At 40.3% G+C, this 20,756-nt stretch carries 17 protein-coding genes; 16 read left to right on the top strand and 1 reads right to left on the bottom strand.

Translation table 11 applies throughout. The features are described 5' to 3' along the window. The first annotated feature begins 437 nt into the window (after positions 1-437). From RCO84_RS07275 to RCO84_RS07205, 15 genes are all read left to right on the top strand, one after another. Positions 438-1,760: a lipopolysaccharide biosynthesis protein gene (locus RCO84_RS07275; protein WP_317584554.1), complete on the top strand. Its 1,323-nt coding sequence runs from the start codon at positions 438-440 to the stop codon at positions 1,758-1,760. A 2-nt stretch (positions 1,761-1,762) separates the two neighbouring features. Next, positions 1,763-3,010: a hypothetical protein gene (locus RCO84_RS07270; protein WP_317584552.1), complete on the top strand. Its 1,248-nt coding sequence runs from the start codon at positions 1,763-1,765 to the stop codon at positions 3,008-3,010. Next, positions 3,000-3,800, top strand: coding sequence for a glycosyltransferase family 2 protein (locus RCO84_RS07265; RefSeq protein ID WP_317584550.1), 801 nt, complete (start codon positions 3,000-3,002; stop codon positions 3,798-3,800). The genes RCO84_RS07270 and RCO84_RS07265 overlap by 11 nt, the downstream gene beginning before the upstream one ends. A 35-nt stretch (positions 3,801-3,835) precedes the next feature. Continuing rightward, on the top strand, positions 3,836-5,122 hold the full coding sequence (locus RCO84_RS07260) for a hypothetical protein (RefSeq protein WP_317584547.1): 1,287 nt from the start codon (positions 3,836-3,838) through the stop codon (positions 5,120-5,122). A gap of 5 nt (positions 5,123-5,127) precedes the next feature. Continuing rightward, positions 5,128-6,255, top strand: a complete 1,128-nt coding sequence (locus RCO84_RS07255) for a glycosyltransferase (RefSeq protein ID WP_317584544.1) — start codon at positions 5,128-5,130, stop codon at positions 6,253-6,255. Positions 6,256-6,546: 291 nt separating this feature from the next. Beyond that, positions 6,547-7,188 (top strand): hypothetical protein, encoded by a 642-nt coding sequence (locus RCO84_RS07250; protein WP_317584542.1) that lies wholly within the window; start codon positions 6,547-6,549, stop codon positions 7,186-7,188. Positions 7,189-7,363: 175 nt separating this feature from the next. Continuing rightward, a complete protein-coding gene (locus tag RCO84_RS07245; protein WP_317584539.1) occupies positions 7,364-8,539 on the top strand; it encodes a polysaccharide pyruvyl transferase family protein in 1,176 nt (391 codons plus the stop codon). Beyond that, positions 8,529-9,746, top strand: a complete 1,218-nt coding sequence (locus RCO84_RS07240; RefSeq protein ID WP_317584536.1) for a Coenzyme F420 hydrogenase/dehydrogenase, beta subunit C-terminal domain — start codon at positions 8,529-8,531, stop codon at positions 9,744-9,746. Before RCO84_RS07245 ends, RCO84_RS07240 begins: the two co-directional genes overlap by 11 nt. Continuing rightward, entirely contained in the window at positions 9,734-10,303 is a 570-nt protein-coding gene (locus tag RCO84_RS07235) for a putative colanic acid biosynthesis acetyltransferase (RefSeq protein WP_317584534.1), read from the top strand. Before RCO84_RS07240 ends, RCO84_RS07235 begins: the two co-directional genes overlap by 13 nt. Positions 10,304-10,308: 5 nt before the next feature. Then, a complete protein-coding gene (locus RCO84_RS07230; RefSeq protein ID WP_317584532.1) occupies positions 10,309-11,208 on the top strand; it encodes a glycosyltransferase family 2 protein in 900 nt (299 codons plus the stop codon). A 25-nt stretch (positions 11,209-11,233) separates the two neighbouring features. Continuing rightward, on the top strand, positions 11,234-12,001 hold the full coding sequence (locus tag RCO84_RS07225) for a glycosyltransferase family 2 protein (RefSeq protein ID WP_317584529.1): 768 nt from the start codon (positions 11,234-11,236) through the stop codon (positions 11,999-12,001). Between the two features lie 19 nt (positions 12,002-12,020). Then, positions 12,021-13,136, top strand: a complete 1,116-nt coding sequence (locus tag RCO84_RS07220) for an MraY family glycosyltransferase (RefSeq protein ID WP_317584527.1) — start codon at positions 12,021-12,023, stop codon at positions 13,134-13,136. A 321-nt stretch (positions 13,137-13,457) separates the two neighbouring features. Next, complete coding sequence (locus RCO84_RS07215; protein ID WP_144150738.1) at positions 13,458-14,564, top strand: ATP-binding protein; 1,107 nt, start codon at positions 13,458-13,460, stop codon at positions 14,562-14,564. Then, positions 14,557-15,030: a hypothetical protein gene (locus RCO84_RS07210; protein WP_144150740.1), complete on the top strand. Its 474-nt coding sequence runs from the start codon at positions 14,557-14,559 to the stop codon at positions 15,028-15,030. The genes RCO84_RS07215 and RCO84_RS07210 overlap by 8 nt, the downstream gene beginning before the upstream one ends. Positions 15,031-15,053: 23 nt before the next feature. Beyond that, complete coding sequence (locus tag RCO84_RS07205) at positions 15,054-16,619, top strand: ATP-binding protein (RefSeq protein ID WP_317584526.1); 1,566 nt, start codon at positions 15,054-15,056, stop codon at positions 16,617-16,619. Between the two features lie 51 nt (positions 16,620-16,670). Here the strand turns inward: RCO84_RS07205 and recQ are convergent, their stop codons facing one another. Then, the gene (gene recQ / locus RCO84_RS07200) at positions 16,671-18,533 is read right to left on the bottom strand and encodes a DNA helicase RecQ (protein WP_317584523.1); all 1,863 of its coding nucleotides are present in this window, start codon (positions 18,531-18,533) and stop codon (positions 16,671-16,673) included. A 207-nt stretch (positions 18,534-18,740) separates the two neighbouring features. On the opposite strand from recQ, the gene RCO84_RS07195 reads away from it, so the two are divergent. Further along, positions 18,741-20,747 (top strand): dipeptidyl-peptidase 3 family protein, encoded by a 2,007-nt coding sequence (locus RCO84_RS07195; protein WP_317584521.1) that lies wholly within the window; start codon positions 18,741-18,743, stop codon positions 20,745-20,747. Positions 20,748-20,756 lie beyond the last annotated feature (9 nt).

Here is a 20,756-nt window from a genome sequence, read left to right as displayed (position 1 = left end):
AAACTACTTTTATTGTAGCTTGACACAGTTTAGTTTACACTCTCGAATAAAACGCATAATCGACAGCATCCTGAGATATATCTAGATTGCAGGTCGAAAGCACGCCTTCCTTTTGTAGTTGTTCCATATTGGCAATTGCAATTAGATGATTAATTCAGTGAACATTAATTATATACAAAAAGAGAAGTAGCTTAGTAGAGTGGGTGCTATGTAATCACCCACACAGCATCCTGTAGCTTTGAGGCTGGATTATATTCAGACTTATTGCTCAGGATGCTTTTAAAATAAAGTTATTGTGTTTTATTTTTTTGCTTTTAATAAGAATAAGTTATTTGTAGTTCGTTGTTTAAATCCTCCCCAAAATATTTGTAAGTAGAAATTGTTAAAATTCCTTCTATTTGAGATCTACATCTAATATTATAGCCAAAAGAAGTATTATGAATGGAGAAAAAAGAACTCTTGTTGTTAAGAAAAATATAATAGGTGCGTTTGTCAACAAAGCATTTGCTATTTTAATTTCGTTGTTATTGGTTCCTGCTACAATCGGTTATTTGGATTCCGAGCAATATGGTGTGTGGTTGACTGTAAGTTCAATTGTAGCATGGATTTCATATTTTGATATAGGTTTAGTTAATGGTTTTAAAAATCGTTTTGCCGAGACTAAAGCTATTGGTAAACATAGCTTATCTAGACAGTATGTTAGTACTACTTATGCAATGATGTTAATTATTTTCTCGGTTGTGATAATATTGACAGAATGTTTGAATTCATATATTGACTGGGCAAAATTTCTCAATTTGTCTTCTATATATGAAGATTTATTGCGAAGAGTTGTAAGTGTTCTGTTAATATTTGTCGGTTTACAATTTGTATTAGGAGTTTTAACTGCATTATTGTCTGCTGATCAAAAAAATGCATTTAGTTCTTTTATTACTACGATTGGACAAGGTTGTTCATTGCTTGTTATTGTGTTGCTGACACATTATACTTATCCTAATATGCTTAATGTATGTTTGGCTTTAGTAGGAACACCTTGTTTTATTCTAATGTTGTTTTCTGTTTATCTTTATAGAACAAAATATAGGGAATATAGTCCTAATGTTAAATTTGTAAATTTTAAACTTTGTAATAATATTTTATGGCTAGGACTTAAATTCTTTGTAATACAGATATGTATGTTGTTGATATTCCAGATTACTAATGTAATCTTATCTCGCCAGCAAGGTGCAGATTCTGTAACTATTTATAATGTGACATATAAATACTTTTCGGTTTTTCAGATGTTCTTTAATATATTGTTGTCTCCATTTTGGGCTGCATATACAGATGCTTATGCAAAAAAAGATTTTAGTTGGATGGCAAAGACATATAAAAAATTACTTAAAGTTTTTTTGTTCGCCGTACCTGTAATGGTGTTGATGTATATTTTATATCCCTATGTTTTTGATATTTGGCTCTCTGGTAAAGTAAGTGTTCCTTCAAGTGTTGCATTAGGTATGTGTATATACATATTAATTCTATCTTTCTCTAATTTATTAATGATTCTTATTAATGGAACAGGAAAAGTCTTTCTTCAAATGCTAGTATATGTGTGTTGTGCTTTGTTCTCAATACCTTTGATGAGTTATCTTTGTGAATTGCATGGCATCTTAGGTGTTTTGTTTGTGCTTGGTTTTGTCTATGCCGTTCAAGCGTTTTTTGGCTTTATTCAATTAAATAAAATTTTAAATAATTCTTCTTTTGGTATTTGGAATAAATAATTATGAAAGTACTGAATGTATTTTATTTCCTGGTAGGATTATTATCCTTCTTTTTAACAAGAGTATTTGGAATAATATCTTTTGGAGAGATTTTAATTATTCTATACGTTGCATGGTTGGCCTTAAGTGGTCGTATATCATTTGGAAAATCTATTATTGATGATAAACTTAGAAAAGTTCTAATATTTTTAGGATTAGCGATTACTTCAGCTTTGATTTCAAGTTTGCTAAATGGGTCTTCTGATATAGAAATAGTTAAATATGTTGGAACAATAATATTGCTTCCATTTTCCTTTTTCTTTTTTAGGGATATGTTAATAAACGACCAACATGGAATAGTCCCTTTTACCTTAGGTTATGGATTGTCAAATATAATTGTGAATCTGTTTTTCGTGCAATTTTCTGACTATGTTGTAGGTCAAAGAGGAGATGATTTTCAACAATTTCAGGATGATTTCTATGCATATACAATCTGTTATTTAGCTTATGTTGTAAATGCATATTATTATTGTCGAAATATAAAGTTGTTATTTTTATTGAATCTCATATTAGCGCTTTTATGCTTGATGGGAAATTCAAGACATTTATGTTTGATGCTAGTTATTCATGATTTCTTTTTATATTTGATTTATTATGTAGATAAAAATAATATAAGTGTTTCTGTAGGTAAAATTGCTTCCTGGGGGTGTATGCTTGCCTTAGTATTATTAATGACATATAAAGGATATGGCTATATGGCAAAGTCTGGTGCTTTAGGTGAATATGGTAAATGGAAATATGAAGTGCAAGAAAAGAAAAAAGGAGGTATTGCCAGTTCGCGTTCATGGTCAATGCGTGGAATTATTGCTTTATCCCATCATCCATTAGGTGGTCTAAAAGATTCTGGAAAAGAAGTTGCTGATAACGAAGAAATAAGACGGGAATACGCTCAGTTTATGAATATTTCGATTTCTTCAAATAAGAGTCTTATGGGACACTCTACTATTCTTGATTGGTGGATAGTATATGGGATTTTTACTGTTCCTTTTTGGATATATATAATTAAATTGACTGTTATGGCATTAAAGGGAATGTTGAGTGATGCTAGTAATTCTTTATTAGCTGTTACTTTATATTCCTGTTTAAATATGCTTTGGGATATATTTTTTTCTCCGTTTGGAGGAAGAATTGGTTATGGCCTAAGTATAATGTTAGTAATTTATAGTATTAGTTTAACCAAAATGAATAAAGATCAAGGAAATGAAGTTTAGTATTGTTATTGCAAATTTTAATAGCGGTACGCTATTAAAACAGTGTCTAGAATCTGTATTTTCACAAAATTATACCGATTTTGAGGTAATTATGGTTGATGCAGATAGTTCTGATGAAAGTAAACAGATTTTGTTAGAATATAAGGATAAATTTGCGTGGTGGTGTTCTGAGAAAGATAAAGGACAGAGCGACGCTTTTAATAAGGGATTTGCTCATGCAAAAGGTGATTTTTTCTTTTGGCTAAATGCTGATGATTTACTTTTACCAGGTGCTTTGAAAGCTGCTGGTGAATATTTAGACAAACATCCAAAATGTAAATGGCTTACTTTTGATACGATTTTTATCGATATTAATCGAAAGATTCAATTTGTTAATTATGGTACATGTTGGAAGAATATTTTTATAAAATATGTTGGACCGGAAGTCAATGCACCAACTTCAATTTATCATCGATCCTTGTTTGAAAGTAGTAATAAATTTGATTTAGAATTGTATTATGCCATGGATACTGATTTATGGTATCAATTTATGGATATGGGCTATAAGTTTGAAAGGTTACATTATTTCTTTTATGCTTTTAGAATACATAAAGGTTCTAAAACAACGGATGAAGGATTTAATGCTAAAACTACCAATCCCAAGAAAATTCAACAAACAAGATTGTTAGAATCTAAACACCCTTTGATTCATAATAAGTTTATGACTACTTTAAATGCTATAATAAAAGTATTTACGTGTAAAAAGTATACCTGGTATTATAATGCAAAGTTAAAGGGTAAGATTATTTAATTTCGTATCAATTTTTATGTTAATTATTAATGCTAATGTTAGTAAATCTTTCCTATATATTATTGCATACTACCTATGCTAAAATTCTCAAAAAAGCGGCTTGCTTATTTGAAAAAAATCTAGCTATAGAGAAGTATCAAGTTGAAAAGTTTAATGAGGTATGGAATGATGCTTTTCATAATGTAAAAATCTATAAAGAATGGAAGTATAGATACAAACTACCGGATTTTATATCTTCTCTTTCAGAACTTGATAATTGGCCTGTACTTACCAAAAAAGATATTTTAGAAGAAATAAAGTATGTAAAGAGAGATGTTCCTCCTACGGGGAAAGTTATAACTTCTGGTTCTACGGGAGTTCCTTTAAATCTGCCTGTTTGGCATGATGAGGAAACGCAATCTAATATGTGGATTGGTAGGGCTGCTAACGGAATATTGCCAGATGATAAAACATTCCTAATTTGGGGGCATCATCATCTTTATGGTAAAGGGTTGACTCGTATCAAGAATATAATAATTCGACGTGTTAAAGATATAATTCTTGGATATAAACGAATTTCAGCTTATGATACATCTGAGTCAGCAATGATGGCTGCATTGAAGAAATATGAAAAATTCAAACCTGCTTTTGTTATAGGATATTCTAGTAGTGTTCTTTCTTTTGTTCGTTGTAATAAAAAAATAGGGGTAAAAAATCATCCTAAACTTGTTTTGTGTACAGCTGGTCCTCTTTCATATAAGGAAAAAGAAGAAATTCGAGATTTCTTTAGTTGTCCTTTATGTATGGAGTATGGCAGTGTCGAATGTGGTGTTATGGCTTATACAGTAAATGATTGTAATTGCTATAAAACATTTTGGACGTCCCATTTGCTGCAAGGGAAAAAAGATAGTAATGGTAAAATTAGAAATCTTGTAACAAAGTTGTCTAAGAATTATTTTCCTCTTATACGTTATGATATAGGTGACTATTTGGACGTTCCAGAAGGTGAAAACCTAGATTCTATATTGAATATTAACACTATCTTGGGGCGACCTACTGATATAGTAACTCTTGATAATGGGGTCTCTTTCTTTGCGATGCTAATTGAAGCTTGTGTAGAACATCTTGAAGGATTGATTTCGCATCAATTGTTAGTGAAAGGAAATTCACTTGAGATTTTATTAGTAGCTTTAAGACATCTTGATGAAAATGATTTCAATAGTGTTCTAAAAAAGCTTCAAGCAGTTGTTCCTAATTTGAATGATTGTGACATTGTGATAAAACAAGTAGATGAATTGAATAAGAATAAAGGTGGGAAAACACCGCTTGTTATTAGATTGTAAGACTAATGAGAATATTATACACTGGTACATTAAACGTGAATGCTGGAGGACCGGCATTTAGTACATATCATACGATGAAAGGTTTAAATGCTATTGGCGTTAAAACCGAATTGTTGGGTTTTGAGTTTGGTAATAATGGAAAATTGATAGGAACAGATGTGCCTATGCATTTTGCAAAGCGTTCATGTGTACCAGTCATAGGTTATTCACCTTCTTATAAGCAATCCATTAGAGAGTGCGGAGAGTTTGATATCTATCAAGCTCAAGGTGTTTGGCAATATAATACCTACGCATTAGTGGATGTAGCCCGTGAGAAGCATAAACCTTACATTATTACGCCAAGAGGTATGCTTTATCCACAAGCCATCATGAATGGTAAGACTTGGTTTAAAAAACTATCGTTGAAACTTCGACTTCTTAAAGATTTAAATCAAGCAGCTTGTGTCCATGTAACTTGTGAGGATGAAATGAATTATTGTCGTGATATTGGCGTTACTTCACCTATTGCTGTAATACCTAATCCTGTTAAGATTGAGAAGCATCCTGAAAAGAAAGATAAGGTCTTTAGATTGGGTTATTTAGGAAGAGTGTCAAAGCGAAAGAATATTGAGAGCTTAATTTATGCTTGGGATGCTTTGAAGAATAAAACTACTGGAGCAGAACTTGTTATAATTGGTGGCGGGGATGAGCAATATTTTCAATTTTTAAAAGATGAATGTAATCGCCTCAAACTTGATAATGTGAGGTTTACTGGCTTCATCTCTGGTACGGAAAAAGAAGATACATTATCAAGTATTTCTGTACTGGCTATGCCAAGTGAGTTCGAAAACTTTGGAAATGTAATTGTAGAGGGCTTAGTACGTGGAATTCCTTGTATTGCAACAAAGGGGGCACCATGGAAAGATCTTGCCGACTTTCATTGTGGTTGGTGGGTTAACTATTCTCAAAAAGAAATAACTTCAGCTGTTGATAAGGCTTTAGATTTGTCAGCAGAAGAACTTCATGAAATGGGAGAAAGAGGCAAACGATTGGTGATGGAAAAATATGCAATAGAAGCTGTAGCCAAACAAATGAAACAACTCTATTCTTGGCTGCTGAACGGTGGTGAAAAACCTGGGTTCGTGTATGAATAATCGAAAAAATACAGACATTGAATAATGAAGAAATACCATAGATTCTTGATTTATGGGGGGTAGTTTGGTCCTCCTCGTGGTCCTGGAGATTGTTCTGAGAACAGCGTGGGGATTTGGAAATATGCCGCTCTATGCGGCGAGTAGCGAATGGGAATATATGACTGTGCCCGAGCAGAGCGGAAGGAGGTTGGGCAACAATTTTTACTTTAACCGTTATGGCATGAGGAGCGAGGAGGTGGATTCCATCAAGAAGCATGTGTTGGGACTGGGCGACTCCGTTATAAATGGGGCGTGCAGACCGAGCAGGACAGCTTGGCTACCTCTATTTTCTCTGCCGAAACAGGCATTCAGATGCTCAATGTGTCGGTGGGTAGCTGGGGACCAGACAACTGCGCCGCCTACCTGCGCCACTATGGTCTCTTCGATGCCAAGGGGATGTTTCTGCTGGTGAGCAGACACGATGCCCACGACAATATTGACTTCGGACCCGTGGTGCGGGTACATGAGAGCTACCCCGACAGGCAGTATTGCTGCGCCATCGTGGAGGTGGTGTGCCGATATATCTACCCTCGCTATATCCGCAAGTTCTTCAAGCAGACGAAGGAGAATCTGGATCCAGACCAGAAGGTGCTGGCCCACGTGGGCATCCATAAGATCGGAAAGAAGTTTAACCCCGGTTTCGATGAGCTGAAGCAAATGGCCGACAGCGCACGCATTCCCCTCGTTGTGTTCCTGCATGCCGAGAAGCCCGAGATGCAGGTGGGCAAGTATAATGAGCAGGGTCAGGAGATTATCGCCTGGTGCAAGAAGAACGGGGTGAAGCTCATCAAAGACATAGACTGCGGATTCATCCTCGACGACTATCGTGACGATATCCATATCAATGCTAGGGGACAGAGAAAACTGGCCTCGGTGATGGAGAAAGTCTTTTAATATTTAGTGTTTTCAAGAATATAGAACCATGGACTGTCGTGGGTGGCAATCCTGCTAAATACTTAAAAATGAGAAAAATGAATATTACTAATAAGGAGGGGGTAATTCTCTATAGTTTACCCCACGGTCCATGGACCGTCGATGCAATGCTCCATAATGAGTGGAGGATTGCGGGATGAAAGAAAATGGATCTACCCAACAAAGAACTAAGAAAATTGGAGTTATCACCATTCTGAAAGTGAACAACTATGGTGCCGAGCTCCAGGCCTATGCCACCCAAGCCATCTTGAAGAAGATGGGGTGGAAGGCTGAGATTATTGATTATCTCTTTTATAAAAACCCTGATTTTAAGAAAACAAAGATGTCTAAACCTTTGTTTCCTGTTGGACTTTTAAAGAAAGCTAAAGAATATTTTTATCCCCTTTTAGCACGCTTGAAAAGTTGTAGGGCTAGTGATGCTGCACAAAGAAGAAAAAAACGGTTTGATTCGTTTCATCAGTTAAATACTTCTTTGTCAAGTACTTATCAAACTATTGATGAATTGTATGGTGCTAGGCTTGATTACGATATTTATATGGTGGGTAGTGATCAGGTATGGAATCCTGGAATATATTCATCATTAGAACCATACTTCTTGACTTTTGCTCCTAAAGGTAAAAAGCGAGTTTCTTATGCTTCTAGTTTTGGTGTTTCTGAGATTCCGGCAATAGCTAAGCCATTTTATACAAAGGTCCTGAATGATTTTGATGCAATTAGTGTAAGAGAAAAAAACGCAGTTGGTATGGTAGAACATCTAACTGGTAAAAAAGCTCAATGGGTATTAGATCCAACATTGTTGCTAAACCATACGGATTGGGATGCTGTTGCTAGTAAAATATACAATGGAGATGATAAGTATGTTTTAGTATATGAATTGACTCCTTGTCCATATATCGCAGAGCTAGCAAAGCATATAGCTCAAGAGAAAAATCTGAAAGTGGTGAGAATATGTAAAAATGCAGCTCGTGAAGATCGAGATGATATGATAGAAAATATACTTGATGCTGGTCCTGCAGAATTCCTGGAATTATTCGGTAAAGCTTCTTGGGTGGTTACTAATTCCTTTCATGGTACGGCATTTTCTATTAATTTCTCGAAACCATTTTATACAGTTATTCCTAATAGAAAAAATAATAATTCCAGGCAGCAAAGTCTGTTGGGTATGTTAGAATTGGAGGACAGAATGATAAAAGAGAATTCGCCATACCCATTATTAAATGAAATGATAGACTATTCTCGTGTTAACAAACTGTTGAATGAACAGAGAATGCTGTCTGTTGATTTTTTAAAGAATGCTATCGATGGAGAATAAAAGATTACCTCAATTATGTGAGCCTGAGCAATGTACTGCTTGTTCGGCTTGCTTTAATGTATGTCCGAAACACGCTATCCAAATGGTAGAAGATGAATGTGGAGAATTGCATCCGCAGCTGTCGTCTGAGTTTTGTATAGGATGTGGGCTTTGTGAAAGAACTTGCCCTGAATTAAAGCATAATTCTATCTTACGATATGGAAAGCCTGATGTTTATTGTTGTTGGTTGAAAGAATCTGAAATTAGGAAGGAAAGCACTTCTGGCGGTGCTGCTTATGCTTTGTCTTATGCGATTATTCAAAAAGGTGGGCATGTTTGGGGTGCTGCTTATGATGAAGATATGTCGGTATGTTACCAGGAAGCTAGTACCCTCAATGAACTTAAAAGGCTACAGAAGTCTAAGTATGTACAGAGTTATGTAAAAGATTGTTTTAGAAAAATCAAACGAGAATTGGATAATGGTGATTGGGTGTTATTTACAGGAACGGGGTGTCATGTTAAAGGATTACGCTCTTTCTTGAAAAAAGATTACCCTAATCTTTATACCGTAGATTTGGTCTGCCATGGTGTACCTGGACAAGGTGTATTTATGAAATATGTGAATTGGTTGGAGCTGAAATTTCAAGATAAGCTAATAGATTACATTCCTAGACATAAGAGAAAAGACGGTCAGGAGATTGGGTATTATACGATGGCTACTTTCAAGCATCGTGGTGACGTTAAATTGGAGAAAGAGAATAATGGTTACTTTATAGGGTTCCAACATAATATATTTTTAAGAAGTAATTGTTTCAAGTGTTCTTCAAATGGAGAACAAAGATATGCTGATTTTACTGTTGCTGACTTTTGGGGATTAGGAAAGGTTAAACCTTTTCGCCAGAATGCTGAACGTACAAAAGGTATATCAATGCTTGCTTTAAATTCAGATAAGGCAAAGTTGTTATTTGAAAATATTAAAGATCAATTGGTTTATGAATTACGTAGTTACGAGGAGGCTTCATTTAGTAATACACAATATTATAAACCTGCAGTTCCATCTCCTAGAAGAGAGGCTTTCAGAAGAGAGTGGAAGCAATTGACTTGGGAACAATTAACTGCAAAATATTTCAAATATACGAAGAAAGAAATAGTGCTTTATACGATAAAAAAAATCACCCCCCCCACTATTCTATCTCATGTTAAATCACTGGCGAAATGGATCAAATAAAAAAAGAACCTCAGAAGGTGTTTGAAAAATATAAAGACACCCTTACGCTGAAAAATAAAATACATCGCATGTTGTGGAACATCGTATATGTTCTATTATTCAGACCTTTTGCTTTACCATATCTCAAACATTGGCGTAACTTCCTGTTGCGTTGTTGGGGGGCGCAAATAGGAGAGGGTAGTGTTGTGCATGCAAGTGCTGTTATCTGGGCACCTTGGAATTTGGTGATAGGTTGTAGAACCTGTATAGGTCCTCATGCAATCATCTATAATCCTGGTAGGATTATTTTGGGTAATAAAGTGGTTATTTCCCAGTATTCGTATCTTTGTACTGCTAGCCATCACTATGAGTATAAAGATAACAAACTCTTTTGGAAGGAAATCATCATAGATGATTATGCTTGGATTGCTGCTAAAGCTTTTGTGGCTCCTGGAGTTCATATTGGTACTTATGCTGTAGTGGGTGCTACTGCATCAGTCTATAAAGATGTTGAACCATGGACTGTTGTTGGTGGTAATCCTGCTAAGTTTATCAAGAAAAGAATAATGAAAGATTAAATATCATGCTAGACATTACAGCTATAATCCTCACGTATAACGAGGAAATGCATATTCACAGATGTTTAGAGAATGTGAAGCAATTTGCTAAAAGAATCATTGTCGTGGATTGCTTTTCAAAAGATAAAACCTGCGAAATAGCCAAAGAAATGGGGGCGGAAGTGATACAACATGAGTGGCCAGGGAATCAGGCAGAACAATTTAACTGGTTGATAGATAATGTGTCTATCAATACAAAATGGATTCTCAGACTTGATGCTGATGAGTATCTCATGCCTGATCTCATTGCAGAACTCAATGAAAAACTCCCAATAATGGACGAGGGCGTCTCAGCCCTCTCTCTCTCTCTCGCGCGCGCTTATTGCGGAAAAATACTTCATCATGGTATTGTGAATGGTATCAGAATCGTGAGAATCTTTCGAACAGGTAAGGCTCGTTATGACAAGCGTATCATGGATGAGCATCTCTCAGTCTTGGATGGTAAAACCATCGAAATGAAACATCAGTTTGTGGATGACAATCGTCTGACAATCGGTCAGTTTACCATCAAGCACGAGAACTATGCATCACGTGAAGCTGCTATCCTGCTAGATGCAGAATATCATCTATCAGATACAAGTAAGTTGGAGAAAGATCATGGCGAGGAAGTAGAGAAAAAGCGTGCACAGAAAGCGAAGTATGCCAAGATGCCACTATTCTGGAGAGCTTTTGGCTACTTTATATATCGCTATATCGTGAAAGGAGGATGGCGTGATGGTAAAGAGGGATTCTTATGGGACTTTCTGCAGGGCTGGTGGTATCGAACATTGGTAGATGCCAAAATCTTCGAGGTTAAGAAGGCGTGTGGAAATGATAAAGAGAAGATAAAAAGATACTTGAGAGATAATTATCACATAGATATTTAGCATATTAACATAATCACAAAAAACAATGAAAATCTCTATCATTACCGCTACGTATAATAGCGGGAAGACGGTGGGCGATACGCTGAAGAGTGTGCTCGCCCAAACCTATCACGACTATGAATTGCTGGTCGTGGATGGAGCTTCTAAGGATAATACCCTGGAGGTGGTAAAGAAGATGGAACCTCTGTTTGAGGGGAGAATGAGATATATCAGCGAACCCGATAAGGGAATCTATGATGCCATGAACAAGGGTATCAGGATGGCTACGGGGGAGGTAATCGGTATTCTTAACTCGGACGACTTCTATACTTCGGATGATGCATTGGCTTGTATCGCATGGACTCTGGAGAAAGAAAAGGTGGATGCCGTGTATGGCGACATACACTATGTGGACGATGATGATCTGACGAAATGCGTAAGATACTATAGTTCCAAGCCTTTCAGAAAATGGATGATGAGACTGGGATTCATGCCTGCACATCCTTCGTTCTATTGCCGTAAAGAAGTGTATGAAAAATTCGGTGCCTTTGATGCTGAAAACTATCGGGTGGCTGCCGACTTTGAAAATCTGCTTAGACTTATCTTTGTAAACAAAATCAAAACGCATTATATCTCTAAAGACTTTGTTACCATGCGTACCGGTGGCGCTTCTAGCTCTGGATTAGAGAGCCATAAGCGCATCATGCGTGACCACCTGAAAGCGCTTAAAAAGAACGGTGTGTATTCTAACATCTTCCTGCTGGGATTACGCTATCTATATAAAATAGGTGAAATATTAAAAAGTAAATGCTAAAAAATAATAGTATAGATATATGATTCAGCCAATTTATTTTTATTTGCTGGGTGCCTTTATCGTGGCGATAATCATTGCCAATATCGTGTTGCCTAACATTCTGCTTATCTCTCATAAGAAGAGATTGTTTGATATGCCTGATAAGAGAAAGGTGCATCATGCTCCGATACCAAGGCTGGGCGGTCTGTCGTTCTTCCCCGTGATGCTGATTACCATGGGTGGTCTGGTGCTGGTACATCATCTGATGGGTCTGAAGAGTGGGGGCATGCAGGGGGAGGCTCCCTATGAATACCTCGCCCTGCTGGTGGGTAGCATGATGCTCTTTCTTGTGGGGCTTGCCGATGATCTCCTCGGAGTGGGGTATAAGAAGAAGTTCCTGGTGCAGATATTGGCGGCAAGCCTGCTCGTGGCTTCGGGCGTATGGATCAAGTCGCTCGACGGACTCTTCGGGGTGTATCAGGTTTCACCATGGTTCGGCATGCCGTTTACCGTGCTCATCGTGGTGTATGTTACCAATGCCATCAATCTGATTGACGGTATCGACGGTCTGGCTTCGGGGCTCTGTGCCATCTCGCTGGTGGCTCTGGCGGGGCTGCATATCTGGCTGGGACTGTACTCCTATGCCCTGCTCTGTATCTCGGCACTGGGTGTGATCATCCCATTCTGGTATTATAATGTGTTTGGAAACGAGATGAGGGGCAGGAAGCTCTTCATGGGTGATTCGGGATCGCTCTCGCTGGGATATATCATCAGTTTCCTGATGATTCACCTGAGTACGGTGGATGTGCATCCCCGTGCCGTGAGCGACTATAACATGGTACTGGCGTTTACTACCATGCTAGTGCCGCTGCTCGACGTGGTGAGAGTGGTGGGTCACCGGTTGAGAAACAAGAAGAACCCGTTTTTGCCGGACAAGAACCATATCCACCATAAGCTGCTGAGGTGCGGACTGAGGGTGAGACAGGTGATGGTGGCTATCTGCGTGCTCTCGCTGATGTTCATCCTGCTCAACTTCCTGATGATCGGCCACGTGAACATCACGTATATCCTGGGCATCGACATCGTGGTATGGATTGTGTTCCATCTTATCCTAGATGTCATCCTGCACACCAGGAGGGCGGAAATGGATATTTAATCCTCTATATTTAAATATATGCTATTCCCGGCTCGGAGATTCTATGGAATCTCTGGGCCGGGAATTTTGCGTTTGTGTGGGGGGAGTGGTGCTTTATGGGGAAAAGGTTATATGGGTGTAATGTGTAAAAATATATAAAAAGATAAAGTAAGAAGTGCATTTTTGAGTTTTATTGCGTAACTTTGCATTTGAACATTCATTATTATAGATATGCCTAAGGTAAGAATTAAAAATATAGGCCCAATTGTTGATACGGGAGACATCGCTTTGTCTGCCGTAATGCTTATTGTGGGTAAACAGTCTTCGGGAAAAAGTACCTTTATGAAAATATTGTGCTTCTGTCGCTGGATAGAAAAGCGAATCATGCTTGATGGCGAGAATCTGCTGAAGAAATATACTCATTATGGCCGCTTCCTGAAAGAACTGAAGAAGTTTCATCGTTTCGATGATGCTTTCTTTATTGCCGATTCTTATATCTTTTATGATGGTGATTGCCTTACCATCGAGATGAATGGCGTGAAGGCGAATGTGAAAATCAGAAAGAAAGCGAATTTCAAAACTGAGCGCTATAATGCGAAACTGAGTTTTATTCCTTCGGAGCGCAATCTGGTTTCGGCTATCCAGAACATTGATAAGGTGTATCGCTCCTCTGATTATGATTCGATCTTTAATTATCTCCTGGAATACCAGGAGGCGAAGAAGAAATATGATATCAAGCATCCGCTGAGGATTCCCTTTGATGATAATATGAAATATTATTATGATAATGTTACGGATACTGACAGAATCGTGTTGGAGAAAGCGGGCAGAACGATAGCGCCTGTTTATGCTTCCAGCGGTATCCAGTCGGCTTTGCCTTTGGCTGTACTTGTGGATTATGTGACCGGACAGGTGGGGAAGATTCCTAAGTCGAGCCTTACTGATTTAACGAGTCTGGTGGCAAAGATTGTGCTTGATGATGAGAATAAGGAAATCAGTGCGGATGATGTGATTAAGGGAACTAAGATGTATAGATATAAATTCGCCCAGCTGTATATTGAGGAGCTAGAGGAAAATCTGTTCCCGAAGTCGCAGTTTGCGATGGTGAAGGAGATTGTGAAAAATATCAAGAAGGCTTATGAGCAGTCGGGGACAAATAGTTATGTGGTTATGACCACACATAGTCCGTATGTGCTGACTTCTCTGAATGTGCTGATGAAGGCTGCGATGGCTAAGGAAAAAATGCTGGATGAGAAAATGGGGGATATGTTGGAATATGCAATCCCGATTTCATGGTATTCGGCATACTGCATGACGGATGAAGGAAAAATGGAGAATATCGTGGATGATGAATACCATTTTATCATGGGTGATTATCTTGATTCTCTTTCTGATGAAATATCTGAATTATCTTCTGAACTTGATGAGATGATATATGGCAATGAATAATAATTTTTTGGCAGGTTATCTGGCTGAAAAGGAAGTTAGAAAATGTCCGAAAATCAGTCTGAAGGAGCGTTCGACAGTTTATTTGCTGAACTTTGTTCCTCCGATGGATTGTGTGGCTTATCAAGTAGATGATAACATTATAAAAGGTGCAGATAAGGACAAGTGTGACAAGCTTATTGTTGCAACAACCGATACGGATGAAAGAGTAAGTGTGTTTGTTGAACTGAAAGGTTCTGATGTGGCTCATGCTGTGAAACAGCTTGATGCAACATTATCTTTTCCCCTATTTGCTCGAAACAGAACGAAATGGACGAAAGCTAGGATTGTTGCAAATAAAATTCCTGCAAACACAGGAAGGTCTGTTGTTGAAAGAGCGAAAGTTGATTTCCGCAGAAAGTATAATTGTGAATTAATCTGTTTGAAGTCTGGTCAGCCTGACTTTTTGAGGCAAGACAAACTGAAATAGATTTCATTAGATAGCATTTGGTTATGGCAAGAAAATTATATCCTATAGGAATTCAGACATTTGAACGGATCCGCAAGGAGGATATGTTCTATGTAGATAAGACGGAATACGTCTATCGTATGACACATACCGATGGAAAGTATTTCTTCTTGAACCGACCACGCCGTTTCGGCAAGTCGCTGCTGGTTTCCACCTTCAAGAGTTATTTCGAAGGCAAGAAGGAACTGTTCAAGGGGCTTGCCATTGAGGAGCTGGAGAAAGAGTGGAATGAATATCCCGTGCTGCACTTCAGCCTTGCTGGAGGCAAACATATGGAGAAGGAACAGCTGGATCAATACCTCTTATATATATTGAAGGAAAATGAGGATAGGTTTGGAGTGGATTATAATTCTCCAGCCCCAAACGTTCGTTTGCTCAACTTGATAAGAACAGTTACTGCAAAGACTGGCAAGCAGGCTGTGGTGCTCATCGATGAATATGACGCTCCGCTGCTGGATGTGGCGCATGAGAAGGAAAAACTCGATGTCTTGCGCAATACGATGCGCAATTTCTACAGTCCCTTGAAAGATTGCGAGCCATTGCTCCGTTTCGTGTTCCTTACGGGTATCACGAAGTTCTCGCAGCTCAGCATCTTCAGCGAGCTGAACAACATCAAGAATGTGAGCATGGATGAGCCTTACGCCGGCATCTGCGGCATCACCAAGGAGGAAATGTTGACCCAGATGAGCGATGACATCAACGCTCTTGCCGGGCATCTGGAACTGAGCAGGGAGGAGACCGTCCAGGAGCTGAAAGACCATTATGATGGTTATCACTTCACTTGGCCATCTCCTGATGTCTTCAATCCTTACAGTCTGCTCAATTGCTTTGCCGATGGCAGAATGGATGATTACTGGTTTGGCTCGGGCACTCCTACTTATCTAATCAACATGATGAGAAAGTATGATTTTTTGCCTGCAGACCTTGGCGAGGCCATAGAGGTGGGCAAGAAGGACTTTGATGCCCCCACAGAAACGATGACCACCATCGTACCTTTGCTCTATCAGAGTGGATATGTCACCATCAAGGGATATGACAAACCGACAAAGTTGTATCTGTTGGCATTGCCTAACCAGGAGATAAGGGTGGGGCTATATGGTAGTCTCTTGCCTCATTATCTGATGGACAAGTCAGCGAAGGCTAACACGACCATCGCCAAGATGTCGGTCTTTGTAAAGAAGGGGGATATGGATGCCGCTTTCTGCCTGCTGAACGACTTCCTGGAGACGGTGCCTTACTGCGACAACACCCACCACGAGGGGCATTGGCAGCAGACGCTCTACATCATGTTTGCCCTGCTTACCAACTATAGCATCCTAGTGGAACCTCATACAGCGAAGGGCAGAATCGATATTATGATGGAGACGAATGATACCATCTACGTGATGGAACTGAAGTTCAACAAGAGTGCCGAGGAGGCTCTCGCCCAGATAGACGCAAAGCACTATGCCGACGCCTTCAAGATGAGTGGCAAGAAGGTGGTGAAGATTGGCTTGAACTTTTCGGTGAAGGACGAGGTGAACAGCCTGGAATGGAAGATTGTATCTTAAGACAGAATTGTATCTTGAGGCAAGACAAGCTGAAAATGCAGAAAATTTCTGTTATAGTCCTGTATATTTCCTAATAGCCTTGATGAAGGTATCGCCATATTTATTGAGCTTGAATTCTCCGATACCACTGATTAGGCTCATGGCATTCTTGGTGGTAGGTTTCATTCTTGCGAGTTCATGAAGACTCTTGTCGCTGAGTACGATATATGGAGGATAACCCTGTTCGTCGGCAAGGTTCTTGCGTATCTTTCTGAGGTGTACAAAGAGCCCTTTGTCTTCCACGCCTTTCGAGTCTTCCTGGAAGATGACACGTTCGGCATGCACCTCAGGAATGAGATTTCCCGGCTGGGCGATGGCGCCCTTCCTGTTGCGTACTGTTTTCTGTGGGCGGGTGGCTTTATCATCTTTTTCGATATAAGCCAGCGAAACATGGTGTTCTCCCTTCAGTACTTTCCAGCCTAAATCGGTAACTTTCATGTAGTTGTGGTTGTTGTAGGCAATCTCGAAGAATCCCATCTGCAGCATCTGCAGCAGATAAGCATTCCAGTCCTTAGATGTTGTATCCCTGCCCACACCGAAGGTTTTCATCTCGTTGTATTTGTTTTTCACAACGGCAGAAGAATGCATGCCTCTCAGAATCTCGATGCAGGTACCTACTGCAATATGCTCACCCGAACGGACCACGGCACTCAGGGCTTTCTGGGCTCTGATGGTGCCGTCGAAGGTGCGTGGAGGATTCTTGCAAACATCACAGTTGCCGCAGTTGCAGGATGATGTCTCGCCAAAATAATTCAGCAGAATGCGTCGTCGGCATACTCTCGATTCGGCATATTCCTCCATGCGGCGCAGTTTCTCCATGTTCACATCACGCTGTCCGCTTTCTTCACAGAAAGAACGGAGGGTGATGATGTCGGCCATCGAATAGAACAGCACAGTATCTGATGGTGCTCCATCTCTTCCGGCTCTACCTATTTCCTGATAGAAACTCTCTATGCTTTTAGGCATATTATAGTGGATTACCCAGCGCACATTACTCTTGTCGATGCCCATTCCGAAAGCGATGGTAGCACATACCACCTGAATCTGGTCCATCTTGAACCGCTCCTGTACTGATGCTCTGGTCTGGGCAGTCATTCCGGCGTGATAGGCTGCGGCATTGATACCCAGATCGATAAGCTCCTGTGCCACCATTTCGGTGTTCTTGCGTGAGAGACAGTAGATGATGCCCGCTTCTTCCGGATGATTACTGATGAAGCGGGTGATGTATTGGAGCTTTGCCTTTTTGGTGCTCTCCTGTCTTACGGTGAGGGAGAGGTTGGGGCGGTCGAAACTGCTTACGAACGTCTGCCCATTGAGATGAAGCTGGCGTATGATATCTTCGCGTGTTATCTTGTCGGCTGTGGCTGTGAGCGCCATCACCGGGACATTGCGGAAATTCTCGTGCAGCATACCGAGTTGCGAATACTCCGGACGGAAATCGTGTCCCCACTGGCTGATGCAGTGGGCCTCGTCAACGGCAAAGAGCGAAATCTTGATGTTGCTGAATAAATAAGGTATCTCGCTGATGAGTTTTTCGGGCGAAACATAAAGGAGTTTCAGTTCTCCCTTCTCGCATCGGCGGCGGATGATGAGTTCATCGGTCGTGTCGTTTCCGCTGTTCAGTGCTTCTGCCGGGATACCGTTTGCCTTGAGCGCCTCCACCTGGTCGTGCATCAGACTGATGAGCGGTGAAATGACCACAGCGGTACCTTCCATCGCTAATGCGGGAACCTGGTAGCACAGACTCTTTCCACCACCAGTCGGCATGAGAACCAGACAGTCGTGTCCCTGCATTACCTCTCTGATAATCGCTTCCTGGTTGGGGCGAAAGGAATCGTATCCAAAATAGCTTTTTAATATCTCATTTATCTGCATGATTGCCGTTTTATGATTTATGCCTTTACCGGCATGTTTTTGTTTTGTTTTTCATGCAAAGGTAATGAATAATTTGCATAAATAAAAGTTTTCTCCAAGAAAAAGTGCATATTTCAAGTAAAAAACTTTGCAAAGAGCGAAAAACAGGAGAAAAAGTTTGATATGTGAAAAAAATGTGTTACTTTTGCATGGTAAAAACAGATAAAAATGGCAAAATGTAATGTAAACACTCAAGAGCGATTTGCCGATATCCAGATGCTCCGTTATGAGCTGAAGGGTTTCGAAAACCTGTCGCTCACACAGAAAATTTATATTTATTGCTTGTCGAAGGCAACCCTCTTGGGACGTGATATCACCTTCGACCAGCAGGGCAAATACAACCTGCGTATCCGTAAAACCCTGGAGGCTGTATACCGTCATTACGAGGGTAATCGAGAAAGCGAAGATTTCAAGGCTTTCGAAGTTTATCTGAAGCGTGTCTGGTTTGCCAGCGGCATCCATCATCACTATGGATGTGAAAAGTTTGTGCCAGGATTTTCAGAGGAATCTTTCTATGAGATGGTTGGGGCGATTGCCGATGAATATCTGCCTCTTTCCAAGGGACAGAGCAAGGAAGATCTGTTGGGCATTCTGGTGCCTGTCATCTTCAATCCGGAAGTCATGCCTAAGCGCGTGAATCAGACGGATGGCGAGGATCTGGTGCAGACTTCAGCCTGCAATTTCTATGAGAATGTTTCTCAGGCAGAAGTAGAACGTTTCTATGCCAGGATGAAGGAAGAAGGCAACGAACAGGCACCTTCGTATGGACTGAACTCTAAACTGACCAAGCGTAATGGTGAACTGGTGGAGCTGAAATGGACAGAAGACGGCCTCTATGGCGCAGCTATCAAGGAGATTGTTTCCTGGTTGCTCCGTGCTCAGAAATATGCAGAAAATGAGGAACAGAAACATCTCATCGATCTCCTGGTGAAGTATTACCGTACAGGCGATCTCAAGGATTTCGACCGTTACAGCATTGCCTGGGTGCAGCAGCACGAGGGAATGATTGATTTCATCAACGGATTTATCGAAGTGTATGGCGATCCGCTCGGACTGAAAGGTACTTGGGAAGGCATCGTAGAATATAAGGATCTTGAAGCAACGAAGCGCACCCAGACCATCAGTCAGAATGCCCAGTGGTTTGAGGACCATTCACCTGTAGACCCACGTTTCCGCAAGCCGGAGGTGAAGGGTGTTACAGCCAATGTCATCTGTGCGGCGATGTTGGGTGGCGAAGAGTATCCAGCTTCTGCCATCGGCATCAATCTTCCGAATGCCAACTGGATTCGTCAGGAATATGGTTCTAAGAGTGTGACCATCGGTAACCTGACCGAGGCATATAACAAGGCAGCTCAAGGCAATGGTTTCCGTGATGAATTCGTTATTGACGAGGATACCATCAGTCTGATGAATCAGTACGAGGATATTACAGATGATTTGCATACCGACCTGCATGAGTGTCTGGGACATGGTAGCGGACAGCTTTTGCCTGGTACCGACCCTGATGCACTGAAGGCGTATGGCAGTACGATAGAAGAGGCGAGAGCCGATCTTTTCGGACTCTATTATGTAGCCGACCATAAATTGGTAGAACTGGGTTTGACTCCGAATGATGAGGCATACAAGGCTCAGTATTACGGTTATCTGATGAACGGTCTGCTCACCCAGACCATCCGCATCAAGGAAGGCGACAAGATAGAGGAAGCCCACATGCGCAACCGTGCGCTGATAGCCTGGTGGGTGATGGAACATGCCGAGGGTGCTGTGGAACTGGTGAAGATGGATATGAACTATGCTTCTGCCGAGGATGCTTTGAAGGACAGTGAGGGCAATATCATTACGACGAAGACTTATGTGAAGATTAATGATTATGCCAAGCTCCGCCATCTCTTCGGCGAGTTGCTTGCTGAAATTCAGCGCATCAAGAGCGAGGGCGATTTCGAGGCTGCCCGCCTGTTGGTTGAGAAGTATGCCGTGAATATTGATCCGGAATTGCATCGCGAGATACTGGCAAGATACAAGAAACTGAATCTCGCTCCATACAAGGGATTTATCAATCCGAAGATGACGCTGGAGATGGATGAAGAAGGCGAAATTACAGACGTGGTATTGGATTACGAGGAGAGCTATGTCGACCAGATGTTGCGCTACTCTGATGAATACGGAACTTTGTAATAAGAGAAA

This window comes from Segatella copri, assembly GCF_949820605.1.
Taxonomy (GTDB): Bacteria; Bacteroidota; Bacteroidia; order Bacteroidales; family Bacteroidaceae; genus Prevotella.
Note: the sequence above shows the minus strand (reverse complement) of the source record. Positions and strands in the feature narration are given on the sequence as shown.